This window comes from Shewanella decolorationis, assembly GCF_004354305.1.
GTDB lineage: Bacteria > Pseudomonadota > Gammaproteobacteria > Enterobacterales > Shewanellaceae > Shewanella > Shewanella decolorationis.
Genome location: NZ_CP037898.1, coordinates 2,763,541 through 2,783,273 on the forward strand (window position 1 = coordinate 2,763,541; position 19,733 = coordinate 2,783,273).

General features: G+C 48.6%; 15 protein-coding genes. 7 read left to right on the forward strand and 8 right to left on the reverse strand.

Annotated features, from left to right (window positions below; translation table 11 throughout):
• Positions 1-32: 32 nt before the first annotated feature.
• The 7 genes from EYR25_RS12615 to EYR25_RS12645 all read right to left on the reverse strand — a co-directional run bounded on the left by EYR25_RS12615 (position 33) and on the right by EYR25_RS12645 (position 9,323).
• Positions 33-965, reverse strand: coding sequence for a hydroxymethylglutaryl-CoA lyase (locus EYR25_RS12615; RefSeq protein WP_133180463.1), 933 nt, complete (start codon positions 963-965; stop codon positions 33-35).
• Positions 966-3,005, reverse strand: coding sequence for an acetyl/propionyl/methylcrotonyl-CoA carboxylase subunit alpha (locus tag EYR25_RS12620; protein ID WP_165953572.1), 2,040 nt, complete (start codon positions 3,003-3,005; stop codon positions 966-968).
• A 14-nt stretch (positions 3,006-3,019) separates the two neighbouring features.
• Positions 3,020-3,865, reverse strand: a complete 846-nt coding sequence (locus EYR25_RS12625; RefSeq protein ID WP_133180467.1) for an enoyl-CoA hydratase-related protein — start codon at positions 3,863-3,865, stop codon at positions 3,020-3,022.
• A gap of 48 nt (positions 3,866-3,913) precedes the next feature.
• Positions 3,914-5,521 (reverse strand): carboxyl transferase domain-containing protein, encoded by a 1,608-nt coding sequence (locus EYR25_RS12630; protein ID WP_133180469.1) that lies wholly within the window; start codon positions 5,519-5,521, stop codon positions 3,914-3,916.
• A 100-nt stretch (positions 5,522-5,621) separates the two neighbouring features.
• Positions 5,622-6,791, reverse strand: coding sequence for an isovaleryl-CoA dehydrogenase (locus tag EYR25_RS12635; protein ID WP_133180471.1), 1,170 nt, complete (start codon positions 6,789-6,791; stop codon positions 5,622-5,624).
• A 153-nt stretch (positions 6,792-6,944) separates the two neighbouring features.
• Complete coding sequence (locus tag EYR25_RS12640) at positions 6,945-7,349, reverse strand: MerR family transcriptional regulator (RefSeq protein ID WP_011623082.1); 405 nt, start codon at positions 7,347-7,349, stop codon at positions 6,945-6,947.
• Between the two features lie 273 nt (positions 7,350-7,622).
• Positions 7,623-9,323 (reverse strand): L,D-transpeptidase family protein, encoded by a 1,701-nt coding sequence (locus EYR25_RS12645; protein ID WP_243729882.1) that lies wholly within the window; start codon positions 9,321-9,323, stop codon positions 7,623-7,625.
• Between the two features lie 206 nt (positions 9,324-9,529).
• On the opposite strand from EYR25_RS12645, the gene EYR25_RS12650 reads away from it, so the two are divergent.
• The 6 genes from EYR25_RS12650 (at position 9,530) to EYR25_RS12675 (ending at position 17,957) form a co-directional block, all read left to right on the forward strand.
• Positions 9,530-11,437 carry a propionyl-CoA synthetase gene (locus tag EYR25_RS12650; RefSeq protein WP_133180473.1) on the forward strand — a complete coding sequence of 636 codons (1,908 nt, stop codon included), beginning with the start codon at positions 9,530-9,532 and terminating at the stop codon, positions 11,435-11,437.
• Positions 11,438-11,762: 325 nt separating this feature from the next.
• Positions 11,763-12,077, forward strand: coding sequence for a quaternary ammonium compound efflux SMR transporter SugE (sugE, locus tag EYR25_RS12655; RefSeq protein WP_133180476.1), 315 nt, complete (start codon positions 11,763-11,765; stop codon positions 12,075-12,077).
• A 228-nt stretch (positions 12,078-12,305) separates the two neighbouring features.
• Positions 12,306-13,832 carry an NADP-dependent phosphogluconate dehydrogenase gene (gndA, locus tag EYR25_RS12660; RefSeq protein ID WP_133180478.1) on the forward strand — a complete coding sequence of 509 codons (1,527 nt, stop codon included), beginning with the start codon at positions 12,306-12,308 and terminating at the stop codon, positions 13,830-13,832.
• Positions 13,833-14,376: 544 nt separating this feature from the next.
• Positions 14,377-16,506 carry a S8 family serine peptidase gene (locus tag EYR25_RS12665; RefSeq protein WP_133180480.1) on the forward strand — a complete coding sequence of 710 codons (2,130 nt, stop codon included), beginning with the start codon at positions 14,377-14,379 and terminating at the stop codon, positions 16,504-16,506.
• 10 nt (positions 16,507-16,516) lie between these two features.
• Positions 16,517-16,975, forward strand: a complete 459-nt coding sequence (locus EYR25_RS12670) for a hypothetical protein (RefSeq protein WP_133180482.1) — start codon at positions 16,517-16,519, stop codon at positions 16,973-16,975.
• 328 nt (positions 16,976-17,303) lie between these two features.
• On the forward strand, positions 17,304-17,957 hold the full coding sequence (locus EYR25_RS12675) for a hypothetical protein (RefSeq protein WP_243729883.1): 654 nt from the start codon (positions 17,304-17,306) through the stop codon (positions 17,955-17,957).
• Positions 17,958-18,093: 136 nt separating this feature from the next.
• Here the strand turns inward: EYR25_RS12675 and EYR25_RS12680 are convergent, their stop codons facing one another.
• A complete protein-coding gene (locus EYR25_RS12680; RefSeq protein ID WP_133180487.1) occupies positions 18,094-18,987 on the reverse strand; it encodes a LysR family transcriptional regulator in 894 nt (297 codons plus the stop codon).
• A 199-nt stretch (positions 18,988-19,186) separates the two neighbouring features.
• Here EYR25_RS12680 and EYR25_RS12685 point away from each other — a divergent pair, with 199 nt between their 5' ends.
• The gene (locus EYR25_RS12685; RefSeq protein WP_133180489.1) at positions 19,187-19,666 is read left to right on the forward strand and encodes a DoxX family protein; all 480 of its coding nucleotides are present in this window, start codon (positions 19,187-19,189) and stop codon (positions 19,664-19,666) included.
• Positions 19,667-19,733: the final 67 nt, after the last annotated feature.

Here is a 19,733-nt window from a genome sequence, read left to right on the forward strand (position 1 = left end):
ATTCGTGTCCAATCATTTCTAGCACCTAGCACCTAGGCTTTGGCGCCCTGCAAGATTGCATTGGCGACTTTAGAGCCATTAAGACGATTTAATTGTTTGCTGATCCCAAAACCCGCTAATGCCAGTTTTTCTAAATCGATACCCGTCTTCAAACCGAGTCCATGGAGCATATAGACCAAGTCTTCACTCGCCAGATTGCCCGACGCGCCTTTTGCATACGGGCAACCACCGAGGCCCGCCACTGAGGCGTCAAAGCTGCGCACACCTAAGTCGAGGCAGGCGGTAATATTGGCTAATGCTTGGCCATAGGTGTCGTGGAAGTGCAGGGCGAGCATTTCAACCGGGACTCGCTCCATCACGGCTTGCAGCATTTTACGGGCTTTTAACGGCGTGCCTACACCGATAGTGTCGCCGAGCGAAATTTCGTAACAGCCCATTTTGTAAAGGATTTCAGACACTCTTGCCACTTCGCTCGCCGCGATTTCCCCTTCATAGGGGCAACCTAAAACGCAGGACACATAGCCACGCACTGGAATATTGGCGGCTTTTGCCATGTCCATCAATGGGATAAAGCGTTCAATCGACTCTTCAATCGAACAGTTGATATTGCGTTGGCTAAAGCTTTGTGACGCCGCGCCAAAGATAGCGACTTCGGAAGCTTTTGCATCCAGCGCCAGTTCTAAGCCTTTGACATTAGGGGTGAGGGCGCTGTAAACCACGCCCGCTTGACGGCGAATTTGGCGCAATACGTCACCGCTATCGGCCATTTGTGGCACCCATTTGGGTGACACAAAGCTGCCTGCTTCAATTCGCTTCACGCCCGCATCGGCGAGGGATTCGATTAAGGCGACTTTGGCCTGTGTTGGGACGGCGGCCTCATTCTGCAAGCCATCACGGGGCCCCATCTCGAATAGGCTAACCCTATCCGAGCTGGCGCTTAAGTTCGTAAGATCCAGCGCAGACATTTAGGCTTCCTCGCTCTGAGCTTTGGGCTCAACATGGAGCAGCACAGCGCCGTCGCTCACTAACTCGCCCGCCTTGAAGTAGAACTCGGTAACAATACCGTCGAAGGGCGCTTCGATGGTGTATTCCATCTTCATCGCTTCCATCACCAGTAGCCCTTGTCCCGCCTTCACCTCAGCACCGACTTCCACTAAGTGGGTCACGACTGTGCCGTTCATTGGGGCCTTGAGCTTATCTTCATTGCTAGACTCTGCCTCAACCACTTGGGTTTTTAGCGCCCTGAAGTGATAACTGCCTGAGGGTAAAAACAGCGTAAAATCATCGCCTTGGGCGCTGACAGGCACTTTACTCTTGTGGCCGTTGATTTCGGCTAATAGTAGGTCCTGCTTAAGCTCACCACTAAGGGACTTGCTTACATGACCTTCTTCCGTTGGCAGAGATAGCTGATAGTGATCGCCAAAGTCTAATAGCACCAATTGTTGTAACTCGTGGGCATCGTCGAGCAGGGCAATAGAATGTTGGCTGACACTGTTGAGTCTAAAGCCACTGACTTGGCCCCAAGGCGAGTAAGGATCGGCGCTATTGATCGCCTGCGCCTTGGCGGCTTCTTTACGGGCAAGCACTTGATACAGCGCGGCAAAGGCAAGTGCAGTGTCGGCTTCGCTCGAAGCACTGCCAATCAGCGCATCGCCGTAACGGTTGATAAAGTCGGTGCTAAAGTCTGCCTTGGCAAAGGCGGGATGCTCGGCAATATTGGCTAAAAATTCAATATTGTGTTTAAGCCCGCTGATTTGATAGGACTCGAGGGCATGCACTAGGCGTTGCAGCGCGCGTGGACGCGACTCATCCCACACAATCAGTTTGGCGATCATCGGATCATAAAAGTTACTGATCACATCGTTTTCACGGATGCCGGAATCGATACGCACATATTTGCTTTGCTCGGGTTCGCGCAGGAAGTTGAGCTTACCGCTGGCGGGTAAGAACTCATTTTGCGGATCTTCGGCGTAAATACGTACCTCAAAGGCGTGTCCATGGATACGCACTTCGTCCTGTTTAAGCGGTAACGGCTGGCCACTGGCGACCATTAACTGCCATTTGACTAAGTCTTGGCCCGTCACCATTTCGGTGACTGGATGCTCTACCTGCAGACGGGTATTCATCTCCATAAAGTAGAAGCTATTGTCGGTATCTAACAGGAATTCAACGGTTCCTGCACCGACATAATCGATGGCCTTGGCGGCAGCGACAGCGGCTTCACCCATTTGGGCGCGCAGCTCATCGCTTAAACCGGGCGCTGGGGCTTCTTCGACCACTTTTTGATGGCGACGCTGAATCGAGCAGTCGCGATCCGATAGGTAAATCGCATTACCAAAGGTATCGGCAAACACTTGCACTTCGACATGGCGAGGCTGGCGTAAATAACGCTCCATCAATAATTTATCGTTACCGAAGGAGGAGGACGCTTCACGGCGCGCCGAGTTGATGGCGTCCATGATTTCGCCTTCATGCTCAACGATACGCATGCCTTTGCCACCGCCACCGTAGGCGGCTTTAATCAGCATGGGGAAACCGATTTTTAAGGCTTCGGCCTTGAGTGTCGCGTCGGTTTGATCGTCGCCATGGTAACCTGGCACTAAAGGCACTTGGGCCGCCGTCATAATGGCTTTGGCCGCGCTCTTACTGCCCATGGCATCGATGGCATCGCTGCCTGGGCCAACAAACACGATTCCGGCCGCCTCACACTTACGGGCAAAATCGGCGTTTTCCGATAAGAAGCCATAACCTGGGTGAATGGCTTGCGCCTGGGCTTTTTTGGCTATTTCGATAATCAAGTCGCCCTTGAGGTAAGAATCCGCTGGGGCGCTGCCACCTAAGTAAAACGATTCGTCGGCCATGGCAACATGGCGGGCGTTTTTATCGGCATCGGAATATAAGGCTACGGTGCGAGCGCCCATGGCCTGCGCGGTTTTGATAATGCGGCAGGCAATTTCACCACGGTTAGCAATTAAAAGCTTAGTAAACATGCTGTTAGTCAACATCGGCTTGGTCAACATTAAAGTGCTCCTTGAGTATCTGTTGGCGTGTGCCAGTTCGGCTGACGTTTTTCGAAAAAGGCGTTTAAACCTTCTTGGCCTTCATCAGATACCCGAATGCGGGCGATGCGCTCGCTAGTGTAATCAATCGTATCTTGGTCTATCACGCCATCTTCGAGGCGGGCGAGTAGGGTCTTCACCCACGCCATTCCCTGCGGACTGTTGGCGAGCAACGCGGTGATAATAGGTTGGGCTGCGGCCTCAAGATCGTCGTTTATCTCATGGATAACATTGAGTTTGAGCGCCGTTGGCGCATCAAAACGCTCCGCGGTGAGCATATAGCGGCGTGAGGCGCGATTACCCATGGCGCGGGCAACGTAGGGGCTAATCACCGCAGGGATCAGCCCTAGTTTGACTTCGCTTAAGCAGAAGCTTGCACGCTCGGTGGCGATGGCAATATCACTGGCGCAGATTAACCCAAGCGCGCCGCCAAAGGCCGCACCTTGGACTAAGGCGATAGTAGGTTTTGGAAAGGTATCTAAATCCTGCATCAGCTTAGCCAGCGCCTTGGCGTCATTCAGATTTTGCTCAAAATCCATCTTGGCTTGTTTGCGCATCCAGTTTAAGTCGGCGCCTGCGCTGAAGTTTTTGCCATTGGCTTTTAATACCAACAGTTTGCAGTCTTTGTGCTCGGCAAAATAACCGAGGACGGCGATCATCTCGCTGATCATCACCTCATCGAAGGCATTGTGCACTTCGGCTCGGTTAAGAATTAACTCGCCCACGCCGTTATTCAGCGCATAGCTGACGTGCTGCAAATTAGCTAAGGATTGAGTGCTAGTGTTCTGGTGTTGTGTGTCAGTCATTATTAGTTATTCCCTCTATGATTGATACGTAAGGCATCGCAAGATGCGTTACATACGGAAGACGCCGAAACGGGTGTCTTCGATAGGGGCATTTAATGCGGCTGACAGGGCAAGGCCCACCACATCACGGGTTTGCGCTGGGTCGATAATGCCGTCATCCCACAGGCGGGCGCTGGCATGGTAGGGATGACCCTCTTTATCGTACTGGGCAATAATCGGTGCTTTAAAGGCTTTTTCATCCTCTGCGGACCATGCTTCGCCTTTACGGGCTAAACCGTCGCGGCGCACTGTGGCTAATACGCCAGCGGCCTGCTCGCCACCCATCACAGAGATGCGCGCATTGGGCCACATCCACATCATGGTCGGCTCGAAGGCGCGGCCACACATGCCGTAGTTACCCGCGCCGTAGCTGCCACCGATAATCACGGTAAATTTTGGTACATTGGCACAGGATACTGCGGTCACCATTTTGGCACCGTGTTTAGCAATACCTTCGTGTTCGTACTTTTTACCCACCATAAAGCCAGTGATGTTTTGCAGGAACAGCAGCGGGATCTTGCGCTGGCAGCACAGCTCGATAAAGTGCGCGCCTTTTTGCGCCGATTCTGAGAATAAAATGCCGTTGTTGGCGACAATCCCCACGGGATAGCCGTGAATGCGGGCAAAACCACAGACCAAAGTCGCGCCATAGTTGGCCTTAAACTCATCGAAATCGGAGTCGTCGACGATGCGGGCGATGACTTCTTTGACATCGAAGGGCTTTTTCAAGTCGGTGCCGACGATGCCGTAGAGTTCGTTGATATCAAACTTAGGCGGCTTAACTGGGCTCAGCAGACTATTGATTTGTTTTTGATGATTCAGACGCAGCACTGCGCGGCGGGCAAGCTCTAAGGCATGCACATCGTTTTGGGCTAAGTGATCCGCCACACCCGAAATTTTAGTGTGTACGTCGGCGCCGCCAAGTTCTTCGGCGCTGACTTCTTCACCGGTCGCGGCTTTAACTAACGGCGGACCAGCTAAGAAGATAGTACCTTGTTCTTTAACGATAATAGATTCATCGGCCATGGCAGGGACATAGGCGCCGCCCGCGGTACACAGACCCATCACCACCGCAATTTGCGGAATACCCTTGGCGGACATTTGCGCTTGGTTGTAGAAAATCCGGCCGAAATGGTCGCGGTCCGGGAACACTTCATCCTGACGGGGCAAGTTAGCGCCGCCCGAGTCGACTAAATAGATACAGGGCAGATGGCAGCGGCTGGCAATTTCTTGGGCGCGTAGATGTTTTTTAACCGTAATTGGGTAATAAGTGCCGCCTTTGACCGTGGCATCGTTGGCGATAATCATGCATTCTACGCCGCTAACGCGGCCGATTCCGGCGATAATCCCTGCGGCGGGCACTTCTTCGTCATAGACTTCAAATGCCGCAAATTGCGACAATTCTAAAAAGGGCGAACCTGCGTCGAGCAATTTCTCAACCCGTTGACGGGGCAGGAGTTTACCGCGGGCTAAATGGCGCTCAAGGGCAACGGGGCCGCCGCCGAGCTCAATTTTGGCGAGTTTAGTTTTGAGATCGGCCACGAGGGCGGCCATATCGTCGGATTTGGCTTTAAATTCATCGCTACGGGCGTTGATACGACTGCTTAATTGCGTCACTTTGATTGTCCTTATAAAGCGGTAACTCAGTATCAGTTGGCTCGGTGGGCGAGGAGCATGAAAGGCTAAAGCTCGTCATGCGTCGTTCGCCCTAGGCTGCTTATTTCGATTCGTTAAAGAGTTCGCGGCCAATCAGCATACGGCGAATTTCTGAGGTGCCAGCGCCAATCTCATAGAGTTTGGCATCGCGCAGTAAGCGGCCAGTCGCATACTCGTTGACGTAACCGTTACCGCCGAGCAATTGAATGGCATCCAGTGCCATTTTTGTTGCCAGCTCTGCGCTGTAAAGGATGGCGCCCGCGGCGTCTTTGCGAGTGGTTTCACCGCGATCGCAGGATTTCGCCACGCTATACACATAGGCTTTAGCGGCGTTCATACCTGTGTACATATCGGCTAATTTGCCTTGTATTAATTGGAATTCACCGATGGATTTGCCAAATTGTTCACGCTCGTGGATATAAGGCACGACGATGTCCATACAGGCGTTCATGATCCCCAGCGGGCCGCCTGAGAGCACGACGCGCTCGTAATCTAGGCCGCTCATCAGCACTTTGACGCCATTGTTGAGGCCACCGAGAATGTTTTCCTCTGGCACTTCGACATCTTCAAACACCAGCTCACAGGTGTTTGAACCGCGCATTCCCAGTTTGTCGAGTTTTTGTGCTTGGCTGAAACCTTTAAAACCACGCTCAACGATAAAGGCCGTGATACCGTGTGCGCCTTTGGTTAAGTCGGTTTTGGCATAAATCACATAGGTATTGGCATCGGGACCGTTGGTGATCCACATTTTGTTGCCGTTGAGGATATAGCGGTCGCCTTCTTTACGGGCGTGCAGCTTCATCGAAACCACATCTGACCCTGCATTGGGTTCACTCATCGCCAGTGCGCCGATATGTTCACCGCTGACCAGCTTTGGTAGGTACTTGGCTTTTTGCTCAGCATTACCGTTACGGTTAATTTGGTTTACACACAGGTTGGAGTGGGCGCCGTAGCTTAATCCGATAGAGGCCGAGGCGCGGGAAATCTCTTCCATGGCGACCACGTGGGCGAGGTAGCCCATATTTGCTCCGCCGTATTCCTCTGGCACTGTGACACCTAAGAGTCCCATTCCACCGAGCACGGGCCAAATTTCGTTAGGGAAGGCGTTGTCGTGGTCGACTTTGGCGGCAATAGGGGCGATTTCGTGTTTAGCAAAATCGTGCACCGCATCGCGCAGCATATCGACTTCTTCGCCTAGGCCAAAATTGAGACTGGTGTAGAGTGAGTTCATTGCTTGTGTCCTATCTTAGGTTCTAATTTATATTTTTATGATTATTAGGTGCTTGAGTCTTTAAAACCGTCTTACAGTGCGTGATATGTCCCTGTCACGCGGTCGTACCAACTGAGGTGTTGATTAATGCTATCCTCGCAAGCCTCGAAGGGATTAGGCCTTGGCCTTGCTTTCTTCTAGGGCGAGACGGCATTGCTGCTCGGCAGAATTTAGCTCCATCAGAACCACTTTAATGTCATCCATTTGCTGCTGTAGCGCGGATTTCTTTTCTTCCACTAGGGCAAGCATGGTATTGAGCTGGGTGGTGCTGCTCTTGTCGGCATCGTAAAGTTCGAATAGGCGGCGGGTTTCCGCGAGGGAGAACCCAAGGCGCTTGCCGCGAAGGATAAGTTTGAGTCGAACCCTGTCCTTAAGACTGTAAATACGGGTTTGACCGCGACGTTTTGGCTTAAGTAAGCCTTGGTCTTCGTAAAAACGAATGCTTCGGGTCGTGATATCAAACTCTTTGGAGAGATCACTGATCGAATAAGTCGTTTGTGGCGTGTTAGTTGCGCTCATTCAGGCACCTTAGTTAATCATTTTTTAGCAAGATATATGAAGTTTACGTAAAGGTAAAGATTGCGGTGTGGTTAGTCTGATATTTTTGTCAATTCTTGTTGCCACTCGCTAGAGTGACCTCAGTTCAACCTATTGATATTAATGGTCTAAATACTGAGTCGGAAAGGCTCTGTCAACGCGGGGAAGTGCCGCGTTGCCCTCGTCTTACAATTGGGCAACGCAGCGCAGTGGATTGAGCAAGCAACTTGTATCAAAAGCCGCGATTATCGGCGATTACTCCATGGTGTTGAGCAAACCATCATCGGCTAACACACCCTCATAGGTTGGGCGGTTTAACGCCTCTATAAGGATCGGATCGCGTTTATATACATCATTGTAAAACTTGATTTTCCCGTCCTTTAAGGTGACTGTCCAATACATGATCAAAATATCTAAGGGTTCATCTAAGAACAGGTTTTCCGTTTTTCCCTCACTTAATTTGTTACTGAGTGTGCTACTTGACCAATTGGCATTGGCACTCAGCAATTTATCCGCCAGCACGAGCGGATCTTTGACTCGAATACAGCCATGACTAAAGGCTCTATCCGTTTGTTCAAACAGACTTTTAGCTGGCGTATCATGCAGATAAATTGAGTATTGATTAGGGAAGATAAACTTAACTAATCCCAGTGAGTTATCTTCACCCGGGTCTTGCACAAACCAGTAGAGGAAGTTTTTGCGCGTCATGCTGTGCCAATCGATGCCGCTTGCATCCACGGGCGTGCCCGAGCCTTCGACCACTTTAAAGTGTTTCTTCTGTAAATAGTCGGGATCTTTACGCAAGTGATTGATGATTTCTGTGGAGATGCTGCGGGGCACTGTCCAAGTGGGGTTGACAACTACGTATTTTAACTTGGATTTAAACAGCGGCGTTTTAGCATTAATTTTGCCGATGATAATGTCGGTTCGCCAGCTTAAGCTGTTGTCTTTAAAGAGTAACAGCTCGTAACCTGCCAAGTTGACGATAAGATAATTGGTGGGCAAATTTGCCGATAACCAGCGTGCTCGCTCAAGGTTGATACGGATCTGATCGACCCGTTGCGAGTAGGGCACATTCAGCGCCGCCATAGTGCCCGCACCAATCACGCCATCGGCTTTGAGACTATGGTCGGTTTGGAATTGACGCACCGCGGCTTCAAGCGTGCTGTCGTAAGTTAAGGGCTGGTTCACCGCTACGCTATTGTCCGCTGGCGCGCTTGCCGCTATGTAACCTAACTCTGTTAGCCGTGTGGCAATGCCTTGTACCGAAGGGGAAGTGCTGCCGGGTTTGATGACTTCCATGTAGGGAATGGGCCTAAAGGGATAGCGTGCCGCTAAGTTTTTGTACTGGGCAAGATACTGTTTTAGTTGGTGATAGGGCGCAATCTTAGGCGCTAAGCCTGCAATAGCATCAGCCACAGTGTGTGCTTTAATGTGTTCTTCAAGCTGTTTTAATGTGGTATCAAAATCCAGATGGGTTTCATCATAATTCCAGGTTTTGCCGAGCATGCTGGGATTCACTTTACCGTTTAGCAAGTGAATGGTGTAGGTGATGATCCCATCGCTTAGCAGCACTTCAAATACATTGCTGCGGTATTCATCCTGCCAATTCGAGGCACTGAGCTGTTGGTAAAGTTCGACTAGCTTGGAGTAGTGATAATCTTCCTTCGACAACCCTTCATCATCGGCACTTTTAATCACATCGAGCATAGTGCCCGCGTAGTCTTTGTCTTGCCAGAGCGGCTGATATTGACGCACTTGGTAGACCCGCGACAGTAGCTTGGCGCTAATAATCTGAGTATTGTCGACCTTGGCTCGTTCACCAATAGATAAGGGTTCGAGTAAGGTCTCTAGCTGCTGAGTTGACGCAATGCCGTTCGCGCTAACGAGACTGAGGACCAGGAGTAAGGTGGGTTTAAAGCGATTAAAGCGCATCATAATGCGTTTTCTTTCCATGAAAAATTCCATTAAAACATAAGATTATGTGGAATTATTATGTACAGCAAGGGATAAGCACAATAATCCAACATGTTTAACAATTTTAGCGGCTATATCCCTTAGTCTAATGGGGGAATAGCACGGGGCAGGTCATAATCTTCCATGGAAGGAAGGGGAGAGTTTCATCTGTGGTAACACGGGTGAGTGTCATGATGGGAGGCCTTATGACAGATGTTGGACAACAATTACATCGGACATCTATTGCGGATAAACAGGCATTTTGGCAACAAGCCGCCAAGGCCTTAGACTGGGTTACGCCAAGCAAACAAATATTAGATGAAAGCGAGGCACCGTTTTATCACTGGTTTAGCGATGGCGAGTTAAATACTTGCTACAACGCGGTGGACAGGCACGTGTTGGCAGGGCGTGGTGAGCAAATTGCTATTCATTACGTGAGCCCTGTGACGGAAACAGAATACAGCATTACTTACCGAGAGTTGCAGGCTCAAGTGGCAAGGCTTGCGGGCTATTTGCAAAGTGTTGGCGTGACCAAGGGGGACCGTGTCGTCATCTACATGCCCATGGTGCCCGAGACTGCCTATGCCATGCTTGCCTGCGCGCGCATTGGTGCTATTCATTCGGTGGTCTTCGGCGGCTTTGCGGCTAATGAGCTGGCTACCCGTATCAATGATGCTAAGCCAAAGTTGGTAATGTCGGCCTCCTGCGGGATTGAGCCTTCGGGCGTGGTGCCCTATAAACCCCTACTGGACAAAGCATTAAATGAAGCGGTGCACAAAGTCGAGCACTGCTTGATTTTAAATCGCCCCCAATATGAGGCGCAAATGCAAGCGGGGCGAGATAAGGATTGGCAAACCGCTTTATGCGCTAGCGACAGTGCAGATTGTGTGACGGTAAAAGCCACCGATCCCTTGTATGTGCTTTATACCTCAGGTACCACAGGTCAACCTAAAGGAGTGGTGCGAGACAATGGCGGTCATGCGGTGGCATTGGCTTGGTCCATGGCCAATATTTACGATATTGCCCAAGGGGATGTGTTTTGGGCGGCGTCGGATGTGGGCTGGGTTGTAGGACACTCCTATATTGTCTATGGTCCGCTGCTTGTCGGGGCGACGACGCTGTTATATGAAGGCAAACCCGTAGGCACACCAGACCCAGGCGCTTTTTGGCGCACGATTGCTAAGTATCAAGTTAAAAGCTTTTTCACCGCGCCTACGGCGATCCGCGCCATTAAGCGCGAGGATCCCGATGGCGAATTTATCCAAGGTGTTGATTTAAACTGCCTGAAGAATGTCTTTTTAGCAGGGGAGCGTTGCGATCCCGATACCTTGCATTGGGCCGAAGCTAAACTGCATAAACCCGTTATCGACCATTGGTGGCAAACCGAAACGGGCTGGCCTGTGGCGGCAAACCTGATGGGCGTAGCACCGATTGCGGTTAAAGCGGGATCGCCCGGTCGACCCGTCCCTGGATATGAGGTCGATGTGGTCGATGAACTGGGCGCCAAAGTGGCGGCGAATGTCTCAGGTAACGTGGTCATCAAATTGCCGCTGCCACCGGGTACGCTCACTACGCTCTGGCAAAATAATAAACGCTATCAAGACAGTTACTTATCTATGTATCCAGGCTATTACCTTACGGGGGATGCGGGTTACATGGATGAAGATGGCTATCTCTATATCATGAGCCGTATCGATGACATTATTAACGTAGCCGGCCATCGACTCTCCACTGGGCGGTTTGAAGAGGTACTCTGTCAGCATCCCGATGTGGCCGAAGCGGCCGTGATTGGTGTCGATGACAAACTCAAAGGCCAAGTGCCACTGGGGTTAGTGGTGCTTAAAAAAGGTGTGGTGATTACGGATGAAGAACTGCATAAGCAGTTAATTGCACTGGTTCGTCAAGAAATTGGTCCTGTCGCGTCCTTTAGGTTGGTGAGTGCGATTCAAAAACTGCCGAAAACCCGCTCGGGTAAAATCCTGCGCGGCACTATGCGTAAAATTGCCGACAATCAGCAATATACGGCGCCAGCGACGATTGAAGATCCTCAAACCCTCGATTTAGTTCGCACGACCTTAACCCGCATGGGCTATGCCGATGCCCTTGTGGGCTAAGTGACAAGGCAGTAGTGTGCGGTCAAAAATGAGGGCCGTACTGCCAAGATAAAGCGATAGTCTCATGAGTGCAGTCTCATCAGGCTATCGCTTTAATTTTTGCGAAAAGGGCTGAAGTCCAAGGCTTGCTCTTAGATGTCACTATTTGTTAGTCTAGCCCGCATACTTAATTGTCAAGCTTTTACAAAGCACGATTAAGGCATTGGATCTTAAGCTTTATACCTAGATTCAAATTGTTAGAGACATTAAACATTTCACAACGGCTTAGGGACGACCCTAAATCCGCCGATATCAATTTGGGGACGACCCCGTATGGGAGTTCTCTATGAGCTGGTTTCTATTAATTCTTGCTGGGCTATTTGAAATTGGTTGGGCTATCGGGCTTAAATACACCGACGGTTTTAGTCGTTTCTGGCCGAGTGTGTTTACTGTGCTCTCCATGACCGTGAGTGTGCTGCTATTGGGGCTGGCGGTTAAACCGCTACCGATAGGCACAGCGTATGGGGTTTGGGTCGGCATAGGTGCCATGGGCACGGCAATTGCGGGCATTATTCTCTTAGGCGAGGGCGTGAGTCTGCTGAAAATCGCCAGCTTAATCCTGATTTTGCTTGGTGTACTCGGCTTAAAACTCGCTCACTAATTAATTCCCTTCCCTAGGGAAGCGTTCGCCCCAGATGTATACGATTGGTAAAGATGTTTGAAGAAATCTAGGAATATTCTCCTGAAAAAACAACAAATCTTAGGCTGTAATCGAGATTGCCAATCGTATGCATCGTCTATTGTCTCTGGTAATTAAGTTACAAAGCCCGATATAATTACACCTCCAAATTGGTTATTTCTAACCTCTGTGACCCGTGGGAATTATATAATGCAAAACCACAGCAATCTTAATGACATTGGCGTAATTGGCCTTGGCGTGATGGGCAAAAACCTTGCGCTAAACATTGCCGACAATCAATATCGCGTCAGTGCTTTCGACCTCGATCCTGTTAAAGTCAACGGTGTTTTACAGCAAGAAAAACAAGAACGTGTAGGACAGGATCTGCGTATTACAGGCTGTGCTAATCTTTCAGAAATGTTAGCAAGCCTCGCTCAACCCCGTATTCTCGTGCTGTCTGTCCCTGCGGGTGTGCCTGTGGATGGGGTATGTCATGCCTTGATTTCTGCCGGTATCGAAGCGGACGACATCGTTATCGATACGGGCAACAGTCTTTGGACGGATACCGTTGAGCGCGAAAAGCGTTACCAAGGGAAATTTATCTTCTTCAGCTCGGCGGTTTCGGGCGGAGAAGTGGGTGCTCGTTTTGGCCCTTCATTAATGCCAAGTGGCGATCTTGGGGCTTGGCAGCATGTGGCGCCGATTTGGAAGGCCATTGCCGCTAAGGTTGATCCTCAAACAGGGCTGCCAATTGAGCGTTTTGAGCCGGGTAATCCCGTGACCGAAGGTGAGCCTTGCACGACCTATATTGGTCCTGCTGGCGCCGGACATTATGTGAAAATGGTGCATAACGGGATTGAATACGCCGATATGCAGCTGATTTGCGAAGCCTATCAGTTAATGCACGATGGCTTAGGCATGAGTGCAGCTCAAGTGGGTGAGGTGTTTGAACGCTGGAATAAGGGCAGTTTAAACAGCTATCTGATGGGGATCAGCGCCGAGGTGCTCAAACAGGCGGATCCGCTAACGGGTCAGCCATTAGTTGAGATGATCCTCGATAAAGCAGGGCAAAAGGGCACAGGCCTATGGACTGCGGTAAGCAGTTTGCAAATTGGTTGTCCGGCTCCCACTATTGCCGAAGCGGTTTATGCGCGCGCGGTCAGCACCCAAAAATCCCTCCGTGTTCAGCTCTGTAAAAAGCTCTCAGGTCCTGCCTCTGTGGCGATGGATGATGCTCAAAAAGCCGTTTTAATCGATGCCTTAGAGAGTGCGCTCTATTGCGCTAAAGTGTGTTGCTACGCCCAAGGTTTCCAACTCATGGCGATGACGGCGCAGGAGCAAAAATGGCAGCTCGATTTTGCTGAAATCGCTAAGATTTGGCGTGCGGGTTGTATTATTCGTGCTACCTTCTTGCAATCTATCACTCAAGCTTATCAAGCGGATGCGGACCTAAGCTGTTTATTGATGGCCGACACCTTTGCAACGACCTTGTCGGAAAAACAAACCGAGTGGCGCAGTGCTGTGGCGGCGGCAGTGATGCAAGGGATCCCCGTACCTTGTATTAGTTCGGCACTGGCCTATTACGACAGTTACCGCAGCGAGACCCTGCCAGCAAACTTGCTTCAAGGACAAAGGGACTTTTTCGGTGCCCATACCTTTGAGCGCTTAGATAAGCCCGCTGGCGAGAAATATCATTTAGATTGGAGTGCGCCTAATAGGACGCTCATTAAACTCTAGATAAATTAATTTGAATAGCCCCTAGAAATAGGGGCTTTTTAATTTATTAGTTTAAATAAAAATCATGTGTGATTGTTATGTGTTAAAAATATAATTTTTAAAAAGTATTCCATTCTTTTTTAATGGGTATTTTTGAGTTTGTAATATTGTAAAAGAGTTTTATGTTACAAAGTGTAAAATAACATGTCATTTAAATGGTTTGTTGTTCTGTAATTTTCTGATTTCAATTAAATTCATAACGCACTGTTTTTATTTGTTTATTTTATTTTTACGATAAAGTATTTCTATTTCTTGATTTTGTTTATCTTGAGCGTTTTCTACTGATTATATAAATTAATAAAATTATTCAATCTTCCATTCTGTTTATATTTGTTTTCATAACTATTTCCTTTGTGTTAAATCTTTGCATCCCATTTGATGCTTGTGTTTTACAAGAAATCATAGGGTATAACTAAAATAACAGCACTTAATGCGGAATAAGATTAATCAACATTATTACACCAAATTAAGTTGCAAAAAGTAATGACAAGAAGGAATGTCTACTATGCGTATGTCCATTGTTGCATTAAGCATCACGGCGGCCTTATTGGCTGGCTGTGGGAGCGATGATAAGAAGACTCCGGCACCTGTGCCTAAAGTGAATACCGCCCCGACCACGGCGGATATGACTGTTGATGTGTCACAGTCGATTCTGTTTACAGGAAAATTGGAGGCGACTGATGCCGAAGGTGGTTTAACTTATTCTTTAGTAGACCCTGCCGATCTTAAACTAGGCACTTTTACGTTAGTGAATAAAAACACTGGTGAATTTACCTATGCATCCGATGCCAGTGAAGGGACTGAAGTGGTTCGGTTCAAAGTGTCTGACGGCCAGTTACAGGCTGAAGCCAATCTGACAATCAATATTAAACATGGCGATCCACTCTTTACCTACCAATGGCATTTAAAAAACACCGGGCAGAATGCTTTTGCGGCTCATCGCGGTGTGGCCGGTGAAGATATGAATGTAAGCGGTGCGATTTCAGATAATGCCATGGGGCAAGGCGTCATTGTTGCAGTGGTCGATAGCGGCTTAGAGATTGCTCATCCAGATCTAACAAATAACACTGTAAATGGTGGTTCGTACAATTTAATTACTGGTACGGTTGACCCTACACCTTTCTCCGGTTCTGCTGATGCTGCCCATGGTACTGCTGTTGGAGGGATTATTGCTGCGGAAGGTTGGAACGGTATTGGTGGGCGTGGCGTGGCACCCAAGGCAAAATTAATCGGCTTTAATTTCTTAGATGAAGACCCGACAGGTAAAGTGAAAAGCACTCAGACATTTGAAAACTTTGCTAAATCCCATGGTGCCAGTGCCTATAGCGATAGTGCGCGTGTCTTTAACCAAAGCTATGGTTACAGCGTGCCATTCCCGCATGGGTTTAATGAGGATGAGACTGAAGTTTATCAAGACATTACGACAAAAAGTTTCGATGGCAAAGGCAGTGTTTTCGTTAAATCTGCGGGTAACGGTTATAAATATTACCGTTGGAATACTTTTTGGGTTCCGGGAGATTACTTCACCGCAACGGCAGAAAATCCTGCTAACCATGGCTTACCTTTCCATAATTCTAACATGTCCTCTGACAATGCTAACGTCTATAACTTAGTGGTCAGTGCAATTAATGCTAAGGGTGAACTTTCTAGCTATTCATCTGTGGGCTCGAATATTTTTGTCACAGCCCCCGGTGGTGAATATGGCGATGACGATCCAGCGATTGTGACAACCGACTTTATGGGATGTGAGAAGGGCTCTGCAATTGCAGAAGATAGACCAAGCACACCATTCCACGGCGGTTCAAATCCTTTAAACCCTAACTGTGATTACACATCGACAATGAACGGCACCTCCTCTGCAGCACCCAACACTTCGGGGGCAGTTGCTGTCATCATGGGTGCGAATCCAGATCTGACTTGGCGTGATGTTCGCTATATTTTGGCGAAGACAGCTACCAAAGTGGATGCGGATATTGCGCCTAAAACCGTGACTATTGGTGAGGGTGACGGTGCGCCAGTATACACAGCTATCCCTGGTTGGTTGCAAAATGCGGCAGGCTTTTCATTCCATAACCTCTATGGTTTTGGTCGTGTGAATCTTACCGAAGCCGTTAAATTGGCCAAATCCTACGCGCAGGACTTAGGTGACTATGTTGTAACTGAATGGCAAGCAAGCGCTGCGCTAAACAAAGCGATTCCCGATGCAGATGTTAATGGCGTGAGTGATACCCTAGCGGTCGCTGACGATTTAGTGATTGAAGCCGTGCAAATTGAACTGACTGCCGATCACCTGCGTTTACCGGATTTAGCGGTCGAGCTGATTTCACCTTCGGGTACTAAGAGTGTGTTGATGACACCTTATAACGGTTTAGTTTACCAAGGTGTCATGGATAAAGATGATCCTGAAGACCTGGTCTCTGGCTACGATGCAACGCCCATGTTATCGAATGCCTTCTATGGTGAATCATCAAAAGGCGAATGGACGATTAAACTAATTGATGTGAATAGTGGCAGCTACTCCTTCATCAAGATTGATAGAGGCCGTGCACCTATTGAAATTCCTAATGAAGCTGATGGTAAGCTGAAAGGCTGGTCTATCCGTTTCCATGGCCATGTCGCCAAGTCTGCATCTTAAGGAGTAACCAATGAAAGCGTTAAATTTATCATTAGTGGCTGTTGCACTTTCACTGTCGCTGCAGGCGATGGCACATGACAAAGTCGATTTTTTAGAAGCACAAACTGAGACTAAAGGAATGAGCCGTGCCGAATTTTTAGGTTTGGATACGCCTTACTTTGTTAAAACTGAGACAGGGATTAAACAGGCTAAGCAGTTGGTCAAAGGGCAGAAAGTGGTCACCCAATCGGGTAAACCCTTTGCCGAAATGACGGGTAAGTTAGTGGTTAAGCTAAAGCCAGGTGCATCGGCTGACGATTTTGCTAAGGCCCATGGCCTTAAAGTAGATTGGCAAAATAACAATAACTTATTGTTACTGGCTGCCGAAGAGGGCACAGATCTACTCGGTTTAATCCAAGCGGTTAAAGCCTCGCCTGAAGTGGAGCGTGCCAAGCTAGACCGTGCACTCGCTAAGCAAGAAATCCAATAATCATGCTGTTACACTAACATTGAATAAAGGGCCGCAAGGCCCTTTATTATTGTAGTGACATGCTCGATAGAGGTTATACAACGGGGAAGTTGAGATAAAAATCATAGATAGTTAACTGCTTAATGGTAAATCATTTGGTTCCAGATGGGCTTGGCGATTACAATCTGCGGTAAAGGCTTATATCTGACCGCAAATACCTTGTTGGTGAAGACCACGAAGCTCAAGCACCTAACTCAAACACTTAACTCAAGCTACTAACTTAAACACCTCTATGAACTACTGGAATAGCGATAACTTTGAAGGATTAAAGGCAATAGGGGCCCAGTATTTGGCCAGGAAGGGGTATGAACTTTTTGGCGAATATTGCCTGCAAAAAGAGCAAGGACTGAAGAAGCAAGCGATTGCGACGGTCAATAAATTCGTGTCACACTGTAAGAGCTTATCCTTAGCCGAGCAGAGGCATATCGCAGAGGAGCTATCCTCCTTAGGCTTTTGGCACCGTGAAACACACCAGTTACTTGCTTATCCCCTTATCGTGCTGCTTAAAGGCGTGCTAACCCAATGGACGTTAGATGAGCCCAATAATCCTATCCCCCACAAATGGTTAGGCCTCATTGGCGAGGATATCGCCTCCTATGAAAGGGCGCTGACGCTCGAGCCGGCCGATGAAATTTGCCTCACTCAAGTCGCGTTGTCCCATTTAAGCAGTGTCGATTTTCAGACTTACCATCTATCTGAATCTGTATTGCTGGGGGATATATTGCGGGCAAAAGATTCGTTAGCGTCAGCACAAGCATTAATTGTGAGATTACAAACGCACGAGAGTAAATCAAGGCTGCAAAACCGGCATGATTATTACCAGTCGATGATCAATTGCTGGGAGGAGTATTCCACTCTTGTTGGGGTTGAGCCGTTTCCTGATTGGTGCGCAGCCAAAGGCGAACAGTTTGATTTTTGGTCAATTGTTTATTATCAACGCTGAGTTACTTTATTCGCCGTGAAGGCACGACTGGCTCAGGGGACAAGTTGCGTCACTGCGGCCGCAGATCACAGGATTGCCCTTAAACTTGAAATAGTCGCAGTGTTTGGTTCGTTGGAAATTATGCTGTTAGCACTATTCAATGGAGTGAAACTAATTGGACTAGGTTTTCCCACAGTGCCTGCGCTACTGGGCCTAATGGCGAGTGTGGTGGGCGCATCACATAGTAATCGAGTTGGATAAGGTTTTGCCTTTCCCGCAGTTCCAGTGGTAATAGGCTTCCATCCGCGAGGGCTTGTTCCACCAAATAATGTGGTAATTTTCCCCAGCCCATGCCGCTCTGAATGAGCATTCTCTTTGTATAAAAATCATTAACGTACCAACGGCGCTGTCCAGCTTGCACCCCAAATTCAATATTGGCGGTGCCAGTGCCAGTATCTTGGATCACAATTTGGTACTCGTTCACCAATTCGCGCACATGGCTCAGAGTGGGGTGTCGACTCAGTAAGCGCGGTGAGGCCACATCCAATAGACTGCCTGAAAATAAGTAAGCCAGCTCAAAATGGCTTGAGCGTATTGGCTCAATGCCGCCCGCTGAAATCGCAATATCGGCTTTGCCTTGATTTAAGGCTTCGAGCGCGCCGGTTAAATATTCTTGTTTAAGAATGATTTGAGTGTGAGGGAACTCATTTTGAGTTCGCTCTAGCATCGGCAAGATGCGGGTTAGATTAAAGGATGCTTCGAAGGCTAAGGTGATACTGGCCTCGTTACCTTTAGCTAAATGCTTAGCGACTTGTCGCATCTCCTGCGCTTCATTCAGCACACGCTGGGCGTATTGCAGCAGCTTTCGTCCCTCTTGGGTGAGCGTTAAGCGATACCCTTGGCGGTCGAATAGCACTAAATCTAACTGGGATTCCAGCTGTTTAATGCTCTGACTGATCGCAGGCTGAGTCTTATGAAGTTTGTCACTGGCGGCTTTTAGCGAGCCCGCGAGGGCGACGGTATTGAACATCAGCAGTTGTTCTAAGGTCATGGCAAGGCTCTTAAACAAGTAAATAATTATTTTAGGAGATGTTAGATATTATTCCATATTTATTTACTTTTTGTCGGCTCATAATTCCGTCCTATAGCAGTAGTGGGCTCAATGCGAGTCCACTACTTTGCGTTTAGGGTGCCGTTTAGCGAGGGTTCACGCTGAACAGGGTCTAAAAGAGATGAGTAATGAGGTAGTTATGTCGATAAATCAATTATGTTTAGCTAAAGGCAATGAAGATAAAACCGCGGCCGATACTGATCCTCAAAAACTCTTTATCTGTGCCAATACCTTAAATCGTGCGGCGGTGGTGGTGACGCTGGCGATGAGCATAGTGTTTTTATTCTCGGGTATGGGCAAGTTACTCAGTGTGCCGTTTTTCCATGTGCCCTTTAGCGTAATGAATTTGCCCACGGGTTTTGGCTATTTTATCGGTGTGATTGAAGTGCTGGGCGCCATTGGCATTGGCTGGCGTGAATATCGAGTCCTGTCGGCGACCGCATTACTGTCGGTGATGATGGGGGCCATTTACTACCACTTTAATTACGAAACCACCCTGAGCGCGTTACCCGCACTGTCTTTATCTGCGCTGTTGTTTTTAATCATCAAGCTCGATGAAATCGTTGATAGATTAGTGCGTTTCCAACGTCAGCTGGTGGACATGAAAGCGGCTTTCTAATTCTTAGCCACAAGGCTGGCAAGATCTGATTTACAAGTGATAACTAACGGTTTAATCAAGAGAAGTT

What these genes read in the sequence shown, in the direction of transcription:
- gndA (WP_133180478.1), top strand. Translation starts at nt 12,306, where the DNA reads ATGCAAAACCACAGCAATCTTAATGACATTGGCGTAATTGGCCTTGGC.
- EYR25_RS12615 (WP_133180463.1), bottom strand. Translation starts at nt 965, where the DNA reads ATGTCTGCGCTGGATCTTACGAACTTAAGCGCCAGCTCGGATAGGGTT.
- EYR25_RS12665 (WP_133180480.1), top strand. Translation starts at nt 14,377, where the DNA reads ATGCGTATGTCCATTGTTGCATTAAGCATCACGGCGGCCTTATTGGCT.
- EYR25_RS12635 (WP_133180471.1), bottom strand. Translation starts at nt 6,791, where the DNA reads ATGAACTCACTCTACACCAGTCTCAATTTTGGCCTAGGCGAAGAAGTC.
- EYR25_RS12680 (WP_133180487.1), bottom strand. Translation starts at nt 18,987, where the DNA reads ATGACCTTAGAACAACTGCTGATGTTCAATACCGTCGCCCTCGCGGGC.
- sugE (WP_133180476.1), top strand. Translation starts at nt 11,763, where the DNA reads ATGAGCTGGTTTCTATTAATTCTTGCTGGGCTATTTGAAATTGGTTGG.
- EYR25_RS12625 (WP_133180467.1), bottom strand. Translation starts at nt 3,865, where the DNA reads ATGACTGACACACAACACCAGAACACTAGCACTCAATCCTTAGCTAAT.
- EYR25_RS12620 (WP_165953572.1), bottom strand. Translation starts at nt 3,005, where the DNA reads ATGTTGACTAACAGCATGTTTACTAAGCTTTTAATTGCTAACCGTGGT.
- EYR25_RS12650 (WP_133180473.1), top strand. Translation starts at nt 9,530, where the DNA reads ATGACAGATGTTGGACAACAATTACATCGGACATCTATTGCGGATAAA.
- EYR25_RS12645 (WP_243729882.1), bottom strand. Translation starts at nt 9,323, where the DNA reads ATGGAAAGAAAACGCATTATGATGCGCTTTAATCGCTTTAAACCCACC.
- EYR25_RS12670 (WP_133180482.1), top strand. Translation starts at nt 16,517, where the DNA reads ATGAAAGCGTTAAATTTATCATTAGTGGCTGTTGCACTTTCACTGTCG.
- EYR25_RS12640 (WP_011623082.1), bottom strand. Translation starts at nt 7,349, where the DNA reads ATGAGCGCAACTAACACGCCACAAACGACTTATTCGATCAGTGATCTC.
- EYR25_RS12685 (WP_133180489.1), top strand. Translation starts at nt 19,187, where the DNA reads ATGTCGATAAATCAATTATGTTTAGCTAAAGGCAATGAAGATAAAACC.